This is a genomic window from Mesorhizobium sp. SARCC-RB16n (genome assembly GCF_008520305.1).
Classification (GTDB): Bacteria; Pseudomonadota; Alphaproteobacteria; order Rhizobiales; family Rhizobiaceae; genus Mesorhizobium.
Map to the genome: position 1 here is coordinate 216867 of NZ_ML703266.1, position 16395 is coordinate 233261.

Genomic DNA, 16395 nt, shown 5'->3' on the forward strand with positions numbered 1-16395 from the left:
ACGCCGTGGGCAACAAGCATTGAACGATCGGATCTTCGCCATGCAGCTTCGCAGCTTCATTTTCCTGGGACTTTGCGCCGCAATCGGCATGAGTTCCCCGGCCCTCGCCACCATGCCGGCAAACGTGGCCGCACAACAGTCGGTCTCGCTTGAAAAAACGGACGCCATCCCTGTCGCGGCCAAGAGCGATGCGGCGCAGTTGAAGCTTCTCAAGAGGAAGAAAACCCCGACACCAGACGATCTCGCCCAGATCAAGAAGATCGAGGCCAGGATCGCCGCTGGCAAGGAAGACGCCAAAGCCAAGGCCCTCGAAGCCAGGAAGCTGGCGATGCGCGAAGCGGCGAAGGCCAGGGCCGATGCCGAACGGCAGGCCTTCCTGGCCCAGAAGGGTGCGCCGGCGACTGAAGTGGCCGAGGCCAAGCCAGTCAAGAAGACCACCAAGATCATCGAACCACTGACGCCGCTGGCGCCGATCCAGTCGGCAGAGCCTATCCCGGCCGAAGCGATGAATGTCGCTTTGACGGGTAATAATGGCGAACTGCGCAGCGAAGTCGTCGGCGGCCAGAAGCAGTCGAGTGGCGGCCTGTTCGCCGGTCTGTTCGGCGGAACCTCATCATCGATCAGCTATCTGCCCGAGACACGCGCGCTCGACTCGGCACTTGCGCAGAAGAACGCCAAGAAGCCGTTCAAGGTGAAGCCGGAATTCGTGCCTCAAGATGTGGAATTCACGGGCTATGATGCCGGCACGATCGTCATCGACACCAGCGCTCGCCGGCTCTATCTCGTCGAATCGTCCACGACCGCGCGTCGCTACGCCATCGCAGTCGGCCGCGAAGGCCTGCAGTTCAAGGGCACCGTCGCGGTCGGCGACAAGCAGGAATGGCCGCGTTGGATCCCCACGCTCGACATGCAGAAGCGCGAGCCGAAGCACTACGGCCAGTACAAGGACGGCATGGCCGGCGGCGGACAGAACCCGCTCGGCGCCCGCGCCATCTATCTCTATGACGGCAAGAAAGACACGCATCTGCGTATCCATGGCACCATCGCGCCGCAGTCGATCGGAACCAGCGCTTCCAATGGCTGCTTCCGCATGATGAACGAGCACGTCATGGATCTCTACAGCCGCGTCCGGGTCGGCACCAAAGTCGTCATCATCTGACGTTTCCAAGATCATGCCGAAAGGGCCGGCTCAGCCGGCCCTTTCGTTTTGCTTAAGATCCCCGTCAAACCTGTTTGGTCGTGATCCTGTCCGAAAACCGGATTCCACTTTTCGGGGTCATGGTCCGAGCGCCTTTTTGGGAAAAAGCCCTCGCGGCGGTTTTTTCTCTGGCGGAATCAATCAGGCCGCGTTAAGCGATGACTCCCATGGCGCGATATGTATTCATCACAGGCGGCGTGGTTTCCTCACTTGGAAAAGGCATTGCCGCAGCGGCCCTTGGGGCTCTCCTGCAGGCGCGAGGCTATCGCGCACGCATCAAAAAACTCGACCCCTACCTCAATGTCGATCCCGGCACGATGTCGCCGTACCAGCATGGCGAGGTGTTCGTCACCGATGACGGGGCCGAAACCGACCTCGATCTTGGCCATTACGAGCGCTTCACCGGCCGTTCCGCCAATCAGCAGGACAACATCACCACCGGACGTATCTACAAGAACATCATCGAGCGCGAGCGGCGCGGCGACTATCTCGGCGCCACCGTGCAGGTCATCCCGCACGTTACCGATGAGATCAAGAATTTCGTCCTCGACGGCAATGACGACTATGATTTCGTGCTGTGCGAGATCGGCGGCACGGTCGGCGACATCGAGGCGATGCCGTTCCTCGAGGCGATCCGCCAACTCGGCAACGATCTGCCGCGCAACAACGCCGTCTACGTGCATCTGACCTTGATGCCCTATATCCCGACGGCGGGTGAGCTGAAGACCAAGCCGACCCAGCATTCGGTGAAGGAACTGCGCGGCATTGGCATTGCGCCCGACATTCTTCTGGTGCGCGCCGATCGCGCCATTCCCAAGGAAGAGCGCCGCAAACTGTCGCTGTTCTGCAATGTCAGGGAAAGCGCCGTGATCCAGGCGCTCGACGTGCCGCATATTTACGACGTGCCGATGGCCTATCACAAGGAAGGTCTCGATTCGGAAGTGCTGGCCGCTTTCGGCATCGATCCGGCGCCCAAGCCGCGCATGGAGCCGTGGCAGGCGGTCTCCAACCGCATCCACAATCCGGAGGGCGAGGTCACCATCGCCATCGTCGGCAAGTATACCGGCCTCAAGGACGCCTACAAATCGCTGATCGAGGCGCTCTCGCATGGCGGGCTGGCCAACCACGTCAAGGTCAAGCTGGACTGGATCGAATCGGAAATCTTCGAAAAGGAGGACCCGACGCCTTGGCTGGAGAAGGTGCACGGCATCCTGGTGCCCGGCGGCTTCGGTGAACGTGGCTCGGAGGGCAAGATCCTGGCGGCGAAATTCGCGCGTGAGCGCAAGGTGCCATATTTCGGCATCTGCTTCGGCATGCAGATGGCCTGCATCGAGGCGGCGCGCTCTCTGGCCGGTGTCGAACATGCCTCCTCGACCGAGTTCGGCCCGACCAAGGAACCGGTCGTCGGTTTGATGACCGAATGGCTGAAGGGCAACATGCTGGAAAAGCGCAGGGCGAGCGGCGACCTCGGCGGCACCATGCGGCTCGGCGCCTATCAGGCCGAGCTCGCCAAGGGCTCGAAGATCGCCGACATCTATGGCGACACCCAGATTTCCGAACGTCACCGGCACCGCTACGAGGTCAATATCGACTACAAGCAGCGCCTGGAGGATTGCGGGCTGGTGTTTGCAGGCATGTCGCCCGACGGTGTGCTGCCCGAGACGGTCGAATATCCCGACCATCCCTGGTTCATCGGCGTGCAGTATCACCCCGAGCTGAAGAGCCGGCCGCTCGATCCGCATCCGCTGTTCGCCAGCTTCATCGAGGCGGCGGTGGAGCAGAGCCGGCTGGTCTGACCGCTTCCATGCGGACTTATGTCGCGCTCCTCTACAGCATCATCCTGGGAGAGGGGCGACGGGTCGTCATGTCCGACCTGAAGGCGATGGCGGAAAGCCTCGGCCTGAAGAATGTCCGCACCTTGGTGGCGACCGGCAACCTGGTCTTCGAGAGCGAAAAAACCTTGATCTCCACGCTTGAGAAACGTCTGGAGGCCGCCTTCGAACAGGCCTTTGGGCGTCGCGTCGACATCATTGTCCGTAGCGCCGGAGATTGGCTGAAACTCGCAACCGGCAATCCATTCCCGACCGAATCCACGGAGGCGGGAGACCAGGTCGCCGTGCGCGTGATGCGAGAACCTGTGGCCGAAGATGCCATGGCGGGGCTTCAGGCCCATGCCGCCGAGGGCGAGAAGGTACTCTTGGTCGGGGGCGATATATGGCTCGTGTTCTCGCGGGAGAGGCCAAGCTCGCGGCTGCTTGCCGCGGCCAATCACAAGCGCCTCGGCGTCGGCACTTCGCGCAACTGGAACACGGTGCGCAAGCTGGCCGAGATGGTCGCGGAGTAAAGCGGGGCGGCTCGAGGCCGCCCCGACAATCCATCAGGCTTTGGCCGTCTTGGCGCTGGCGCCTACGGCCGCGGTGCGCAGCACGTAGTAGATGACGCCGGCAATCGCCACGCCGAAGAACCAGCCATAGACGCCCCACCAGGACGGCAGCCAATTGGTGAAGTTCGGCAGGATCGAGGAGAAGATGGCGCCGATGCCGGCGGCGATGAAGGCATTGACATGCCAGCCGCCCTGGAAACGGAACTCGCCGTCCTCGCGATAGAGCGCCTCGACGTCGACCTCACCTTTGCGGATCAGGTAGTAATCGACCATCATCACGCCGAAGATCGGCCCCATCGTCGCGCCGATGACGTTGACGAAGGAGGCGGCGCTGCCGTCCCACGGGGCGAAGGGATAGAGCACCAGTGCGATGACGGCCGCGATGTAGCCACCCTTCTTGAAGTCGATCTGACGCGGGAAGACGTTGGAGAAGTCGAACGCGGGTGAGACGAAGTTGGCCACCACGTTGATACCCAAGGTCGCCACTGCGAAGGTCAAGGCCGCAAGGGCAGCCAGGAACCAGCTGTCGAACTTGGCGGAGATCTGGTCGGGATGTAGTAGCACCTCATGGTAGACGTCGTAGGCGGCGATGGTGGTGACGCCAGCCACCAGCGAGAACAGGATGAGGTTGATCGGCAGGCCCCAGATATTGCCCTTGCGCAGGGCTGCCTGATCGGGCGCATAGCGGGCGAAATCGCAGAAATTGAGATAGAGGGCCGAAAAATACGTCACCCAGATCGCGGCCACAGCGAACAGCGACGTCCAAGAGCCCGGCGTTCCGGGCACGCCGGCGTCCTTGGTTTTTTCCAGAAGCACGTCCATCGGGATATCGCTGGTGAAGGCGAAGGTTCCGGATTTGACGCAGAGATAGATAGCCAGGAGCAACATCATCACCCAGACGGCGGGACCCGCCCAGTCCTGGAACCGGCGCACCGTTTCCATACCTTTCTGGATGATCAGCAGTTGCAGGGCCCATATGACGACGAAGCAGATCACCTCCAGGCCGGAATGGCCGAGAAAATGCGTGTTGGCGTTGAAATCGGCGAACCATTGCGAGCGGATGAGCAATGCTACGATGGCACCGGAGGCGGCGGCTGTCTGCGCGCCGTACCAGAAGCAGGCGACGATGGCGCGCACCAGTGCCGGAATGTTGGCGCCCCAGATGCCGAACGAGGCGCGGGCTAGCACGGGGTAGGGCACACCGGTCTTCACACCGGCGTAACCGACCATGTTCATCAGCGCGTAGATGATCAGCGAACCGATGCCGATGGCGATGATGAAATTGACGAAGCCGCCACAGAACAGAAACAGGCTGGCGGCGAGGTAGTAGCCCCACAGGCTATGGACGTCCGACGTCCAGACGTTGAAGATCGAGAACGGTCCCCAGTTTCGAACCTTGGCAGGAGCGAGGTCTTCATTGTACAGGTCAGGCGATGCGCCTTGTATTGTCATTGCAATGTCCCCTTCTTGCAGCACGCGCCCTCACGCGTTGACCGCGGAGGTTACGCCTGACGCGGGGGAACCGACAAGCAACCTATTTGCCGGCTTTGGCCTTAAAGATATTCAATATGAACCGCGATTATCGACGGGCCATGATGATGAGCCGCTTTTGACACCAGCCTGTCTGTCGATTCGAATTTTCGATCCTCGGCCGCCATTCGGCAAGGCCCGTCAGGATTGCCTACGCCGACATTGGTCATCGCATCCGGCCGCCAGATTTTTTTAAAGATTCTGTTTTTCCGGTGGAACCAACCGCCGGACGGCGCGTTTCGTAGGGTTCGATTGAGCGCATCTCGATCGACCGGGAGGAAACGATGAACTACCTACATTTCTTTTCGCCCGTGCGGATATCGCGCGGGCAGGGATATCCTGTCGAAGAAGTGGATAGTGTCGCCGAGGCGATGGTTTTCTTGCGTAAATGGCCGACGGGACGGCGTGGGCCTGTGTATCAGTGTGCGCTGAATTGCTGTTCGGCCGCCCTGTCGGGACAGATGTCGGCAGAGGAAGCCAGAAAGGCGTTCACCGGATTTGCCCGGATCACGCGGCTTCTCGACGATGACATGGCAATGCCGATGGGCGGCAACAGCATGGCTGACATACGCGCGCTGCGCCGATAAACGCAGCGCTGCTTTGCTTCTGGCAGGGTCGCGTCCGTTGCGGGCGCGATGTGGTTGTGTTGCGCTTCGGAGCAGGCCAACGTCCAGTCACCAATCGACACAGCGTCGATTAATCGCCCAAGCCATCATCCATCCGCTTGCCGGCGGGCGACTTCGCTTGTCCGGAGGCGGGCCGAGGTCGGCGCCTGGGTCACCGCTGATCAGCGCGGCACGCTGCTCACCAACCGCAAACTTGCGGCCGGAGGCGGAGACGGCGGCATAGTAGCGTGGATGGCTTCATAGCCGCGCAGAAACCGTCCCCCACCACAGTCGATCACCGCATCCGGCTCGAGCAGGGCCATCATGCCATCGACGTCGCCCGCATGTTGCCGCGCAATCGGCAAGAGACTTGAAAGCACCTGCGCCGGTAGCCAAAGAGGGCGGACAGTTTGAATGGGGCAGTAAATACGCTACATGTCGCGGCAAGATCCGGTCCAGGTGGACGGATCGCCTGGAAAACCAATCCCAACACCATGTTGAATGCAAAACTCGCAATCGCGCCGATGATGGACTGGACTGACCGGCATTGCCGGTTCTTCCATCGCCAGATGACGGCCCGCGCGCTGCTTTATACCGAAATGGTTGTGGCCGATGCTGTCATTCACGGCTCACGCGAGCGGCTGCTTGGCTTCGATGAGGTGGAACATCCCGTCGCCCTGCAACTTGGCGGCTCGGATCCCGCAAAACTTGCCGAGGCGGCGCGCATTGGTGAGGCCTTCGGTTATGACGAGATCAATCTCAATGTCGGCTGCCCGTCCGACCGCGTCCAGTCCGGTACATTCGGCGCCTGCCTGATGAAAGTGCCCGGCCTCGTCGCTGATTGCGTCGCCGCGATGAAAGCTGCGGTGACGGTGCCGGTCACGGTCAAATGCCGCATCGGCGTCGACGAACAGGATCCGGAGCCGGCGCTCGATGCGCTGGCGGACGGGATTTTCAATGCCGGTGCTGATGCCTTGTGGGTGCATGCGCGCAAGGCGTGGCTTGAAGGGCTGAGCCCCAAAGAAAACCGCGACATCCCGCCGCTCGACTACAACAGAGTCTATCGGCTGAAGAGCAAAGACCCCAGCAAATTCATCGGTATAAACGGCGGTATTCAGTCGCTTGAAGAGGCGCAGATGCATCTCGATCATGTCGACGGAGCCATGCTCGGCCGCGCTGCCTACCACACGCCAGGCATTCTGTCCGGTGTTGACGCCGCCTTCTACGGAGCGCGGCCGAAAGCGTTCGATTTCGCGGCGCTGATCGACGCGATGGCGGACTATGCGGGGCGCAATATCGAACAGGGCGGGCGGCTCGGCCATGTCACCCGCCACATGGTCGGGCTGTTTCACGGGCTGCCTGGCGCGCGCCGCTACCGCCAGATCCTGTCCACCGATGCGAACCGGCCCGGAGCCGGGCCGGACGTGCTGAAGGTGGCATTCGCGGCTGTCGAATTCAGTGGAGCGGCGGCCGAAGCGGCCTGACCTTCTGATTTTATGCATGTCGTTATCCCGGAACCGAGGACACTTCCGGGCGACATGCATTAGTCCCTGAGGATCATACGGTCGCCGCGCACGTCGAATCCCGACAGCGAGCCGATGAAATTCATGCCGAGCAGACTTTGGCTCAGCATGCCGGGAGCGGCGATCATCACCGGCATATTCTTGCGCACGATGCCGCCAATCGCCACCTCGTTGGTTTTGACCGCAGCGGCGCGCGCCATGCCGTTGGCTGTCGAAACCGGTATCGTGTAGTTGAGCGCCGCCGGATTGAAGCCGGCGGCCTGTGCATCTTCCGAAGTAAGGACCGTGCTGGTCGCGCCGGTGTCGACAACGGCCCGCACCGGATTGCCATTGACGAGGATGCGCGCCTCGAAGTGACCGTTGTCGGCCTTGTCGAGGGTCACGGTGGCGTGGCCATCTTCGACGCCGAGCGCCAGCGGGCTGCCGGGAACGAGGCCCGCGGTCACCCGGCTGGCGACGTCCTGCAGTTCGTACCGATATTGATAGCCGGCGACCAGCGCGAGCACGATAGCCGCCCAGGTGCCGAGATTGCGGGCCATCACTCCGAGCGGAGCCGACCGCAGCAAGCCGGCGCCGATAAGCGCGCCGAAGGCCCCAAGCCAGATCAGCCGACCAAAATCGTAATTCTCGACGCCGAGCGTGCGGCCGGCGGAATCGTTGAGCATGAGCAAGGCTGCCCCCACGCCGATCACCGCCATCACAGTCCAGAACAGCCGACTGCTCATCGGTCCCTCGCTAGAGTGCGTCGCGCTCGCGCGCCATGCGGGTGCGGCGCGTTTCCCGGCGCGGCCGGCGCTCGACGGTTTCCAGCCGGGCCGGCAGTTCGGCCATCACGCCGCGGCGCGTCTCGGGCGTCATTCCCATCCAGGCGCCGATCTCCTCGCGCGTGCGGCCGCAACCGAAGCAGAAGCCGGTTTTCATATCGATCGAACAGACCAGGATGCAGGGAGATTCGATGGCCGTCATGACTTTCTCTTGAGGGACCCGGTCCGGAATCCACTCTTCCATCTCCACATGGTGCAACGGCAAAGCCAATGCAAGCTCTCGCGATTGCGCCTTGCCTGGCCGCCTTTGCGGCAAATCAGGAAGGATGATCGAGGAGGTTGTGCCGATCACGCAAGGCAGCTATGCCGCTCCTCGATTCTAGGAACGATTGTTCGCGACATGACCAGTGCACTGCCTTTCGACGATTTCCGCAACCTGCTCGACAATTTGCCGGCAGCCGACATCAAAGCCGAGGCACGCGTGCGCACGCTGTTTGCCAAGGCCGACAAGCCGGAAAATTCGCTTGGCCGCGTCGAAGACATCGCCGCATGGCTTGCCACATGGAGCGGTCGTGCTCCGCCCGCGGTGACCAGGCCCCTGATGGCTGTCTTTGCCGGCAACCATGGCGTTGTCAGGCATGGCGTTTCGCCAAGGCCCGTGGCGGCGACCGCCAACGCGGTCGAGCTTTGCGCGGCCGGTGGTGCCGCGATCAATCAGATCTGCATTGCCAACGACCTCGGCCTGAAGGTGTTCGATCTTGCCCTGCACATCCCGACCGGCGACATTACCGAGGATGCCGCGCTCGATGAGCGCGGTTGCGCCGCCACCATGGCCTTCGGCATGGAGGCGATTGCCGGCGGCACCGACCTGCTTTGCCTCGGCGATCTCGGCGTCGGCAATTCCACCGTCGCCGCCGCCCTGTTCGCCGCGCTGTTCGGCGGCAGGGGCGCCGACTGGGTAGGCCCGGGATCCGGCGCCGATGCGGCGATGCAGGCCCGCAAGGCAGAGGTGGTCGATGCGGCGCTGGCCTTTCACGGCCACAATCTCGAAGACCCGCTGGAGGTGCTGCGCCGGGTCGGCGGCCGCGAGTTCGCGGCAATAGCCGGCGCCATCCTCGCCGCGCGGATGCAGCAGATACCGGTATTGCTCGATGGCTTCGCGGCAACGGCAGCCGCGGCGGTGCTGCATGCCGCGAACCCTGCAGCACTTGATCATTGTCTTCTCGCCAGCCTGTCGCTTGAGCCCGCGCATGCAAGGGCCGCCGAGCACCTCGGGCTGCGTCCGCTGCTAGATCTCGGCATCAGCCATGGCGAAGGTGCGGGAGCAGCCCTTGCAGCCGGGCTGGTCAAGGCAGCGGCGCTGACCAGTTCAGGCATGGCGGCGGCTGTGCGGAGCTAGCATCTCCCCGTCCTCGCGCGTCAACGCCGGCTATTGGGAATGCGGTAGACGACGGAGGTATATTTCGAATTCGAGCGTGTCTCGACTATCGAACCGCCAAGACCTTCCGCGATCCTTCTGCTCGCCACGTTCTCTTCCGCGACTGGATACTCGAAGCAATCCGGATTGAACACGTTGGACGCCCACGCCGCCACGGCGGCAACGGCCTCACGGCCGATGCCGTTTCCATGTACGTCCTCCCTTAGCCAAATTCCGATCTCGGGACAGGCAGTCCTGGCCGCATGAAGGTCGACAAGCCCCAGGCAGCGAACGTCCGCCAACGAACGCACAACGAAATGCAAATCCGATCCGTCAAGGATCGGCACCAGCCAGGATCGCCATACCTCGGCAAAGGCGGTTGGTGATCGAGGTGGTTCCCACTGCATGAAACGGGTGATCGAGGGAGTGATGGCGGCAAAGATTTCTGCAGCATCGTCGGCCGTAAACAGCTTCAGGCGAAGCCGCTGCGACTTGATTTCGACGCCGCTGGCATCCCACTTCGCCATCATTACGATCCGCGTTCCTTTTCAGTCCATGTCGGCGCAGGTCCCTACGGCGCTACCGCCGCCTCGCGGCCACCGCCGCGGTCGGCAGCGCCGGCAGTTCTTCCATCACCCGGCTCAGCGGGAAGATGGCGATCGCTTCCGTTCCCTCGCGCAGCTTCGAGTGAAGCTCGAACTCACCGCCGTGCATGGCGAGCAGCCCTTGCACGATCGGCAGGCCAAGCCCGGTGCCTTGTTCTGCGCTCTTGATGGCGATCGAACCCTGGCCGAAGGCTGAAAGCACGACCGGAATCTCGTCCTCGGGAATGCCGGGGCCGTTGTCCTTGATCGAAATGTACTGGCCGCCGCCCGCCGTCCAGCCGACCCGCACGCGGATTTCGCCGCCGGTGGCGGTGAATTTGATGGCGTTGGATAGAAGGTTGAGCGCGATCTGGCGCAAGGCGCGCTCGTCGGCGAACAGCCGCGGCAATGTCTGTTCGAAATCTTGGACGACGCGGATATCCTTGTTGCGCGCCTTCAGCTCCATCATGTGACAGCAATCCTCGACGATGTTGAGCAACATCACCGGCTCTTCGTTGAGCTGGTAGCGGCCGGCCTCGATGCGCGACAGGTCGAGGATCTCGTTGATCAGGTCGAGCAGGTGCTGGCCGGAATCATGCACGTCATGGGCGTAGTCGCGATAGGTGGGATTGCTCATCGGCCCCAGCACCTCGTTCGCCATCACCTCGGAAAAGCCGAGAATGGCGTTGAGCGGCGTGCGCAATTCATGGCTCATCGAAGCGAGGAAACGCGATTTTGCAAGGTTGGCGTCCTCGGCCCGCCGCCGCGCCTCGTCCGACATCGATTTCGCCGTCTCCACTTCGGCGATCAGCGCGTCCTTTTCGGAGCGGAACGACAAGAGCAGCAGGGAGAAGCGATTCAGGTGACTGGCGATATAGGCGAAGAAAGGCAGCGACAGGACAAGCAGCCCGGCCATAATCGCCTCGACCGGCATCCACGACCTGGTCGCGGCATAGGCGTAGAGCGCCACTGGAACCGCGAAGGTCGCCAGCAGCGCGCCACTCAGGGACGAGGCCATGAGCGCGGTCCCTGCCATGGCTAACAGCAGCACCACCGCCTTGACCACCTGGAACTGGTCGGCCTCGCAGGCGCCACAGCCCAGCCATACGAACCAGGCCCAACCGACGCCGCAAAGGAAATGCCCAACCAGGAATTCCCTTCGCGTTTGCAATGCGTTGAGTTCGGAAGCTTCCGTACGCTCGATGCGCCGCGCCATGAAGACGACCATTGTATAGCAGGTGAGCGTAAACAACGCCCAGAGCCCGATCTCATTGCCGACACCGGCCAGACGGCCGGCCGCGGCAATCGCCAGGACAAGCAGCGGGATGACGACGGCACCGCTTGTCATCGCCCCGGCATGGAGCTTCAGCAGTTCGCGGTCGAAATCGGGATTGCCGACCTGCTGCGAAAGACGGTCGCGCGTCTTGCGCACCGCGCGCGCGACATCGCTGTTGCGATGCCGTTTCCTGCGGTCCACAATGAACTTGTCCGCTGTGTTCGAGCGTTGCAAGGGCATCAAAAGCTTCAATTTATGCGCGCAGCGATTTCAAGGTGTTAAGCTACGTTCGAATGATTAACCAACCGTTTGCCATATGAGCCGTTCCTGGTCGCCAAGGTCGCGCCCGCGGTACGCGGCACCGCGCCCGAGAAGCCTGTGGCGCAAGCTGCTGGACTACGGGCTTACCGTCGTCATTCTGGGGCTGCTGATCCTGCTCGCGGCGCGTCTCGATCGGGTGGAGACGCGCAAGACGCAAGGTACGGCCATCATCAATGACGGCGATTCGATCACGCTCGGCACCGAGCGCATCCGCATGCGTGGCATCGACGCTCCGGAATACACCCAGACCTGCCGCAAGAACGGCGCCGATTATGCCTGCGGTACGCTGTCGCGCCAGTCACTGGTGCGGCTGATCGCCGGCAGGCCGGTCACCTGCAGCGGCTGGCAGCGCGATCGCTACGGCCGGTTGCTTGGCGACTGCAAGGCCGGCGGCATCGACCTCAACCGCGCCCAGGTCGAGGCCGGCTGGGCCGTCTCCTATGGCGACTTCGAAGGCGAGGAAGCGATAGCGCGCGCGGCAAGGGTTGGCATCTGGGCGGGTACGTTCGACCAGCCGCAGGACTGGCGCGACAGCCACCACGGCGACGTCGTGGAGCGAAAACATGGCACGCTGGCGTCGATCGGCGACGCCGCGCGCGAGATATTTCGCCTCTGGTGAAGCGTGTCTGGCGAAAGGAAAAGGAGGATCGAAATGAAGCTGTTCGACGGCGGTCGTGCGCCCAACCCGCGGCGTGTTCGCGTTTTCCTCGCCGAGAAGGGGATCACGGTTCCGTTGGTCCCCATTGACATGGGCGCGCTGGAACACAAGCAGCAGTCGGTCAGTTCGCGCAACCCGCTGCGGCGCCTGCCGGTTCTGGAGCTCGATGACGGCACCATCCTCACCGAATCCGTTGCTATCTGCCGCTATTTCGAGGAACTCTATCCCGAGCCGGCATTGTTCGGGCGCGGCGCGCTTGGCAAGGCGCAGGTCGAGATGTGGCAGAGGCGGATGGAGTTCAACCTGCTCAGCAGCGTCGCGCAGGCTTTCCGCCACATCCATCCGGCCATGAAGGAATGGGAAATCCCGCAGATTCCCGAATGGGGCGAGGCCAACAAGCCGAAGGCGGTGGATTTTCTCAGGCTGCTGGACGCTGAACTGGGCAGCCGCGAATTCGCCGCCGGCGACAGCTATTCGATTGCCGACATCACCGGCCTGATCGCGATCGACTTCATGAAGCCGGCACGCATCAAGGTCCCGGAGGAGTGCACCAACGTGCTGCGTTGGCATCAGGCTGTCTCCAGCCGGCCGAGTGCAGCCGCTTGAGCGTCGAACTGGACAAGTTCGCCGCGACGGTCCGCGCCTGCCGCATCTGCGTCGACAATCCCGTCGGCAAGCCGCTGCCGCATCAGCCTCGCCCGGTGCTGCGACCCTCGTCCAATGCCCGCATCCTGATCGCAAGCCAGGCGCCGGGAACCAAGGTGCATCTGTCGGGCATGCCCTTCACCGACGCTTCCGGTGACCGCCTGCGCAACTGGCTCGGTGTGACCAGCGACGAATTCTACGACATCGAGAAATTCGCCATCGTGCCGATGGGCTTCTGCTTTCCTGGACAAGACGCCAAGGGCGGCGACCTGCCGCCGAGGCGTGAGTGCGCCCCTGCCTGGCGCGCGCCCTTGATGGCATTGATGCCATCGATCGATCTGGTGCTGACGATCGGCATCTATGCGCAGACCTGGCACATGGGCTCGGCGCGCCGCCCTTCTCTGACGAAAACGGTGATGAATTGGCGCGCCATCTGGGAGGATTCTGTCGGCCCCAAAGCGCTGCCGCTACCGCATCCATCCTGGCGCAACACTGGCTGGTTGAAGCAGAATCCATGGTTTGAAATGGATTTGCTGCCTTTCCTGCGGTCGGAAATCCGCTATCGCCTGGGTTAGGCATTCAGCAAGAAATCACTCGCTTTCGACGCAAGTGGCAGAATTTCTTTCTTGTGAACGGCCCAAACAAAAGGGAATATAGCGAAACCATTCCACCAGGAGCCTCCGATGGACCGCCTTGACCGAAAAATTCTCCGCCTCCTGCAGGAGGACGCGACGCTCGCGGTCGCCGACGTCGCCAAGAAAGTCGGCCTGTCGACGACGCCGTGCTGGCGGCGCATCCAGAAGCTCGAGGAAGAGGGCGTCATCAAGCGGCGCGTCGCCATTCTCGACCACGAAAAGGTCAATGTGCGGGTCACCGTCTTCGTGTCGATCCGCACCAATTCGCACAGCCATGAGTGGCTGCGCCGGTTTTCCGAAGTCATCCAAGAATTTCCAGAGGTGGTCGAATTCTATCGCATGAGTGGCGACGTCGATTACCTCTTGCGCGTCGTGGTGCCCGACATCGCCGCCTACGACGCCTTCTACAAGCGGCTGATCGCCAAGATCGAGATCCGGGACGTGTCGTCGTCCTTTGCCATGGAGCAGATCAAGTACACGACCGAAATCCCGCTCGACTATATGGTGCTGGACAAGGAGTCGGGCGCGAACGCGGCCTGAGCCCGCTGCTCAATTCTTCTTCTTGTTGAGGAAACTCCAGGGCGAGTTCACCGGCAATACGACGGAGTCCGGAACCGTGTCGACGCCCACGACATCGGCTTTGCGCACGGCATAGCCGGACTGGATGACGCTGACGCCGTCGAGAATGAACAACTGGCTTTTCTCCATGTCCGGCTTCAGGGCGCCGGTCACGGCGACTGGCTGGTAGGCTTCCGACATCTTGTAAGGATGAGCTGGCGTGACCAGCACGATCTGGTTGGGGGGAGGCGTCGGCATGTGGCTGCACGCACCTGTCCACGGCACCAGCAGGAACTGGTAGACGAGGTCGCCGTCGCGATCGACCGGCAATGCATAGCCGGCTAACTGTATCGTCCTATCCTGCAAATTGACCGACAGCGTCTCGCCATGATCGGGCAGTTTTGCCGCGATCATCGGCAAGCCGGCGTCTTCGGCGACCGCCTGTGTGGCCGGGCGCAGATCTTTCCAGAGTATGTGAGCGGTCTCGGCCGAAGCACCTGCGGCAAAGGACACAAACAAGGCACCGGCGAGCGCTGCGGTCTTGAAATGGCTGCTCATTGGCCGCTTCCCTTTGGCCGGAGTAAAGACGCTGCTCCCAGCCAGGTCAACGTCAGGGGCGCATCCCATGTTGGCGAGAACCGGCCATGTCGGTCTTATGGATGCCGACAGTCTCAGCTTTCCTGGCGGCGATCCGTTTCAGCGTCTTGGCATCGGTCAATTCCTTGACAGCATCCTTGCCGATCCAGTGCGCCGTCTTGTCGTGCGATGCCGCCAGTCTTTGCGCCAGCGCAAGGGCGGGAGCATGCAGCGCCAGCGACCGTTTGCCGATTTGCCGCAATGCCCAGTTCACCGCCTTTCTGACGAAATTGCGCGGATCGCCGGCATGCGCCTCGATCAGCGGCAGACAGGCAAGAAAAGTCGCGTCCGGGTCCGTCTTCAGATGCACCGCGCTCCAAGCCAGCATGGCAAAGGCGGTGCGGCGGACGAACTCGCGATCGTCCTCGGCGAACTCCTCGATCAGCTCGCGCCAGAACGATGTTGCGGCGAACAGATCCGCGACACTGTCGACGATCTCCCAGGAATCGAAATCGCCGGCCCAGCGCCGGCACTGTTCGATGGTGATCTTCTTCGGCTCTCCGGTGAACGCCGCCAGCAACCGCGCCTCGCGAACGCCGCTGTCCCACAGCGCCAGGGAACGCTCATGACTGCGCTTAACCTTGCGCGCCAACGGCCGCAAATCGGAATTGCCGACGCCGAGCGCGGCCGCGGTGTTGATGCCGAACCGCGCCATTCCGGCGCGATTTTCCTCGGTTCCGATCGAGCGCAGATGGGCGATGATCTCCTGCGCGGTCCAGTCTGGAGCGGGCAGGGACATGGTGTGCTACTTCTCCAGTCGGGCCAGCAACGAGGACGTGTCCCAGCGCTTGCCGCCCATTGCCTGCACGTCCTTGTAGAACTGGTCGACAAGCGCGGTCACCGGCAGCTTGGCGCCATTGCGGTCGGCCTCCGCCAAGCAGATGCCAAGGTCCTTGCGCATCCAGTCGACAGCGAAACCAAAATCATATTTGCCGGCATTCATGGTCTTGTGCCGGTTTTCCATCTGCCAGGAGCCGGCCGCACCCTTGGAAATCACCTCGATGACTTTCTCGATGTCGAGCCCGGCCTTCTTGCCGAAATGAATGCCTTCCGAAAGTCCCTGCACCAGTCCGGCGATGCAGATCTGGTTGATCATCTTGGTAAGCTGGCCGGCGCCCGCGGATCCCATCAACCCGACCATGCGGGCATAGGCGTCGATGACCGGCCTGGCTTTGTCGAAGGCAGCCTCATCGCCGCCGACCATGACCGTCAGCACGCCGTTCTCGGCGCCGGCCTGGCCACCGGAGACCGGCGCGTCGAGAAATGAGAACCCGCCCGATTGCGCGGCTTCCGCCAGTTCGCGCGCGACTTCAGCCGAGGCCGTGGTGTTGTCGATGAAGATCGAGCCTTTCTTCATCGCCTTGAAGGCGCCTTCGGGCCCTGTGGTTACCGAGCGCAAATCGTCGTCGTTGCCGACACAGGAAAAGACGAAGTCCTTGCCCTCGGCGGCCTGTGCCGGCGTCGCTGCAAGACTGCCGCCATGTTGAGCGACCCATTGTTCGGCTTTGGCGCTTGTGCGGTTGTAAACGGTGACGTCGTGGCCGCCCTTGTTCTTCAGGTGTCCGGCCATGGGATAGCCCATGACGCCAAGACCGAGAAATGCGACCGATGCCATGCCTTGTCCTTCCGGCGAAACGAGATTTCAGTTGCGGAAGCTCTAGG

General features: G+C 62.3%; 18 protein-coding genes. 10 read left to right on the top strand and 8 right to left on the bottom strand.

Annotated features, from left to right (window positions below; genetic code table 11):
• Positions 1 to 40: 40 nt before the first annotated feature.
• From C7I87_RS14380 to C7I87_RS14390, 3 genes are all read left to right on the top strand, one after another.
• Positions 41 to 1159, top strand: a complete 1119-nt coding sequence (locus tag C7I87_RS14380) for a L,D-transpeptidase (protein ID WP_149904831.1) — start codon at positions 41 to 43, stop codon at positions 1157 to 1159.
• Between the two features lie 197 nt (positions 1160 to 1356).
• Positions 1357 to 2994, top strand: coding sequence for a CTP synthase (locus C7I87_RS14385; RefSeq protein ID WP_137931184.1), 1638 nt, complete (start codon positions 1357 to 1359; stop codon positions 2992 to 2994).
• Positions 2995 to 3002: 8 nt separating this feature from the next.
• A complete protein-coding gene (locus tag C7I87_RS14390; protein ID WP_149904832.1) occupies positions 3003 to 3542 on the top strand; it encodes a DUF1697 domain-containing protein in 540 nt (179 codons plus the stop codon).
• A gap of 33 nt (positions 3543 to 3575) precedes the next feature.
• Here the strand turns inward: C7I87_RS14390 and C7I87_RS14395 are convergent, their stop codons facing one another.
• Positions 3576 to 5033, bottom strand: a complete 1458-nt coding sequence (locus C7I87_RS14395; RefSeq protein ID WP_149904833.1) for an NCS1 family nucleobase:cation symporter-1 — start codon at positions 5031 to 5033, stop codon at positions 3576 to 3578.
• A gap of 362 nt (positions 5034 to 5395) precedes the next feature.
• On the opposite strand from C7I87_RS14395, the gene C7I87_RS14400 reads away from it, so the two are divergent.
• Positions 5396 to 5698, top strand: a complete 303-nt coding sequence (locus C7I87_RS14400) for a DUF982 domain-containing protein (protein WP_149904834.1) — start codon at positions 5396 to 5398, stop codon at positions 5696 to 5698.
• A 512-nt stretch (positions 5699 to 6210) separates the two neighbouring features.
• The gene (gene dusA / locus C7I87_RS14410) at positions 6211 to 7200 is read left to right on the top strand and encodes a tRNA dihydrouridine(20/20a) synthase DusA (RefSeq protein WP_149904835.1); all 990 of its coding nucleotides are present in this window, start codon (positions 6211 to 6213) and stop codon (positions 7198 to 7200) included.
• 59 nt (positions 7201 to 7259) lie between these two features.
• On the opposite strand, the gene C7I87_RS14415 is transcribed toward dusA, so the two are convergent.
• On the bottom strand, positions 7260 to 7964 hold the full coding sequence (locus tag C7I87_RS14415; protein ID WP_149904836.1) for a TIGR02281 family clan AA aspartic protease: 705 nt from the start codon (positions 7962 to 7964) through the stop codon (positions 7260 to 7262).
• Positions 7965 to 7974: 10 nt separating this feature from the next.
• Positions 7975 to 8205, bottom strand: coding sequence for a DUF1289 domain-containing protein (locus C7I87_RS14420; protein WP_140824460.1), 231 nt, complete (start codon positions 8203 to 8205; stop codon positions 7975 to 7977).
• A 198-nt stretch (positions 8206 to 8403) separates the two neighbouring features.
• On the opposite strand from C7I87_RS14420, the gene C7I87_RS14425 reads away from it, so the two are divergent.
• On the top strand, positions 8404 to 9402 hold the full coding sequence (locus C7I87_RS14425; protein ID WP_149904837.1) for a nicotinate-nucleotide--dimethylbenzimidazole phosphoribosyltransferase: 999 nt from the start codon (positions 8404 to 8406) through the stop codon (positions 9400 to 9402).
• A gap of 20 nt (positions 9403 to 9422) precedes the next feature.
• On the opposite strand, the gene C7I87_RS14430 is transcribed toward C7I87_RS14425, so the two are convergent.
• The gene (locus C7I87_RS14430; protein ID WP_246696273.1) at positions 9423 to 9947 is read right to left on the bottom strand and encodes a GNAT family N-acetyltransferase; all 525 of its coding nucleotides are present in this window, start codon (positions 9945 to 9947) and stop codon (positions 9423 to 9425) included.
• Between the two features lie 52 nt (positions 9948 to 9999).
• Positions 10000 to 11520 carry a sensor histidine kinase gene (locus tag C7I87_RS14435; protein ID WP_149904839.1) on the bottom strand — a complete coding sequence of 507 codons (1521 nt, stop codon included), beginning with the start codon at positions 11518 to 11520 and terminating at the stop codon, positions 10000 to 10002.
• A 76-nt stretch (positions 11521 to 11596) separates the two neighbouring features.
• Here C7I87_RS14435 and C7I87_RS14440 point away from each other — a divergent pair, with 76 nt between their 5' ends.
• The 4 genes from C7I87_RS14440 to C7I87_RS14455 all read left to right on the top strand — a co-directional run bounded on the left by C7I87_RS14440 (position 11597) and on the right by C7I87_RS14455 (position 14079).
• A complete protein-coding gene (locus C7I87_RS14440; RefSeq protein WP_149904840.1) occupies positions 11597 to 12220 on the top strand; it encodes a thermonuclease family protein in 624 nt (207 codons plus the stop codon).
• A gap of 33 nt (positions 12221 to 12253) precedes the next feature.
• The gene (locus C7I87_RS14445) at positions 12254 to 12865 is read left to right on the top strand and encodes a glutathione S-transferase (RefSeq protein WP_149904841.1); all 612 of its coding nucleotides are present in this window, start codon (positions 12254 to 12256) and stop codon (positions 12863 to 12865) included.
• Positions 12862 to 13479: a uracil-DNA glycosylase family protein gene (locus C7I87_RS14450; protein WP_373424698.1), complete on the top strand. Its 618-nt coding sequence runs from the start codon at positions 12862 to 12864 to the stop codon at positions 13477 to 13479. Before C7I87_RS14445 ends, C7I87_RS14450 begins: the two co-directional genes overlap by 4 nt.
• Positions 13480 to 13587: 108 nt before the next feature.
• Positions 13588 to 14079, top strand: coding sequence for an Lrp/AsnC family transcriptional regulator (locus C7I87_RS14455; protein ID WP_006205209.1), 492 nt, complete (start codon positions 13588 to 13590; stop codon positions 14077 to 14079).
• A 9-nt stretch (positions 14080 to 14088) separates the two neighbouring features.
• Here the strand turns inward: C7I87_RS14455 and C7I87_RS14460 are convergent, their stop codons facing one another.
• Genes C7I87_RS14460 through C7I87_RS14470 form a run of 3 tightly spaced genes read right to left on the bottom strand, consistent with a single transcriptional unit; the run spans position 14089 to position 16348 of the window.
• On the bottom strand, positions 14089 to 14655 hold the full coding sequence (locus C7I87_RS14460) for a DUF3299 domain-containing protein (protein ID WP_149904843.1): 567 nt from the start codon (positions 14653 to 14655) through the stop codon (positions 14089 to 14091).
• Between the two features lie 52 nt (positions 14656 to 14707).
• A complete protein-coding gene (locus C7I87_RS14465) occupies positions 14708 to 15472 on the bottom strand; it encodes a DNA alkylation repair protein (protein WP_149904844.1) in 765 nt (254 codons plus the stop codon).
• Between the two features lie 6 nt (positions 15473 to 15478).
• Positions 15479 to 16348, bottom strand: a complete 870-nt coding sequence (locus C7I87_RS14470; RefSeq protein ID WP_149904845.1) for an NAD(P)-dependent oxidoreductase — start codon at positions 16346 to 16348, stop codon at positions 15479 to 15481.
• Positions 16349 to 16395: the final 47 nt, after the last annotated feature.

What these genes read in the sequence shown, in the direction of transcription:
- C7I87_RS14380 (WP_149904831.1), top strand. Translation starts at nt 41, where the DNA reads ATGCAGCTTCGCAGCTTCATTTTCCTGGGACTTTGCGCCGCAATCGGC.
- C7I87_RS14385 (WP_137931184.1), top strand. Translation starts at nt 1,357, where the DNA reads ATGACTCCCATGGCGCGATATGTATTCATCACAGGCGGCGTGGTTTCC.
- C7I87_RS14390 (WP_149904832.1), top strand. Translation starts at nt 3,003, where the DNA reads ATGCGGACTTATGTCGCGCTCCTCTACAGCATCATCCTGGGAGAGGGG.
- C7I87_RS14395 (WP_149904833.1), bottom strand. Translation starts at nt 5,033, where the DNA reads ATGACAATACAAGGCGCATCGCCTGACCTGTACAATGAAGACCTCGCT.
- C7I87_RS14400 (WP_149904834.1), top strand. Translation starts at nt 5,396, where the DNA reads ATGAACTACCTACATTTCTTTTCGCCCGTGCGGATATCGCGCGGGCAG.
- dusA (WP_149904835.1), top strand. Translation starts at nt 6,211, where the DNA reads ATGTTGAATGCAAAACTCGCAATCGCGCCGATGATGGACTGGACTGAC.
- C7I87_RS14415 (WP_149904836.1), bottom strand. Translation starts at nt 7,964, where the DNA reads ATGAGCAGTCGGCTGTTCTGGACTGTGATGGCGGTGATCGGCGTGGGG.
- C7I87_RS14420 (WP_140824460.1), bottom strand. Translation starts at nt 8,205, where the DNA reads ATGACGGCCATCGAATCTCCCTGCATCCTGGTCTGTTCGATCGATATG.
- C7I87_RS14425 (WP_149904837.1), top strand. Translation starts at nt 8,404, where the DNA reads ATGACCAGTGCACTGCCTTTCGACGATTTCCGCAACCTGCTCGACAAT.
- C7I87_RS14430 (WP_246696273.1), bottom strand. Translation starts at nt 9,947, where the DNA reads ATGGCGAAGTGGGATGCCAGCGGCGTCGAAATCAAGTCGCAGCGGCTT.
- C7I87_RS14435 (WP_149904839.1), bottom strand. Translation starts at nt 11,520, where the DNA reads ATGCCCTTGCAACGCTCGAACACAGCGGACAAGTTCATTGTGGACCGC.
- C7I87_RS14440 (WP_149904840.1), top strand. Translation starts at nt 11,597, where the DNA reads ATGAGCCGTTCCTGGTCGCCAAGGTCGCGCCCGCGGTACGCGGCACCG.
- C7I87_RS14445 (WP_149904841.1), top strand. Translation starts at nt 12,254, where the DNA reads ATGAAGCTGTTCGACGGCGGTCGTGCGCCCAACCCGCGGCGTGTTCGC.
- C7I87_RS14455 (WP_006205209.1), top strand. Translation starts at nt 13,588, where the DNA reads ATGGACCGCCTTGACCGAAAAATTCTCCGCCTCCTGCAGGAGGACGCG.
- C7I87_RS14460 (WP_149904843.1), bottom strand. Translation starts at nt 14,655, where the DNA reads ATGAGCAGCCATTTCAAGACCGCAGCGCTCGCCGGTGCCTTGTTTGTG.
- C7I87_RS14465 (WP_149904844.1), bottom strand. Translation starts at nt 15,472, where the DNA reads ATGTCCCTGCCCGCTCCAGACTGGACCGCGCAGGAGATCATCGCCCAT.
- C7I87_RS14470 (WP_149904845.1), bottom strand. Translation starts at nt 16,348, where the DNA reads ATGGCATCGGTCGCATTTCTCGGTCTTGGCGTCATGGGCTATCCCATG.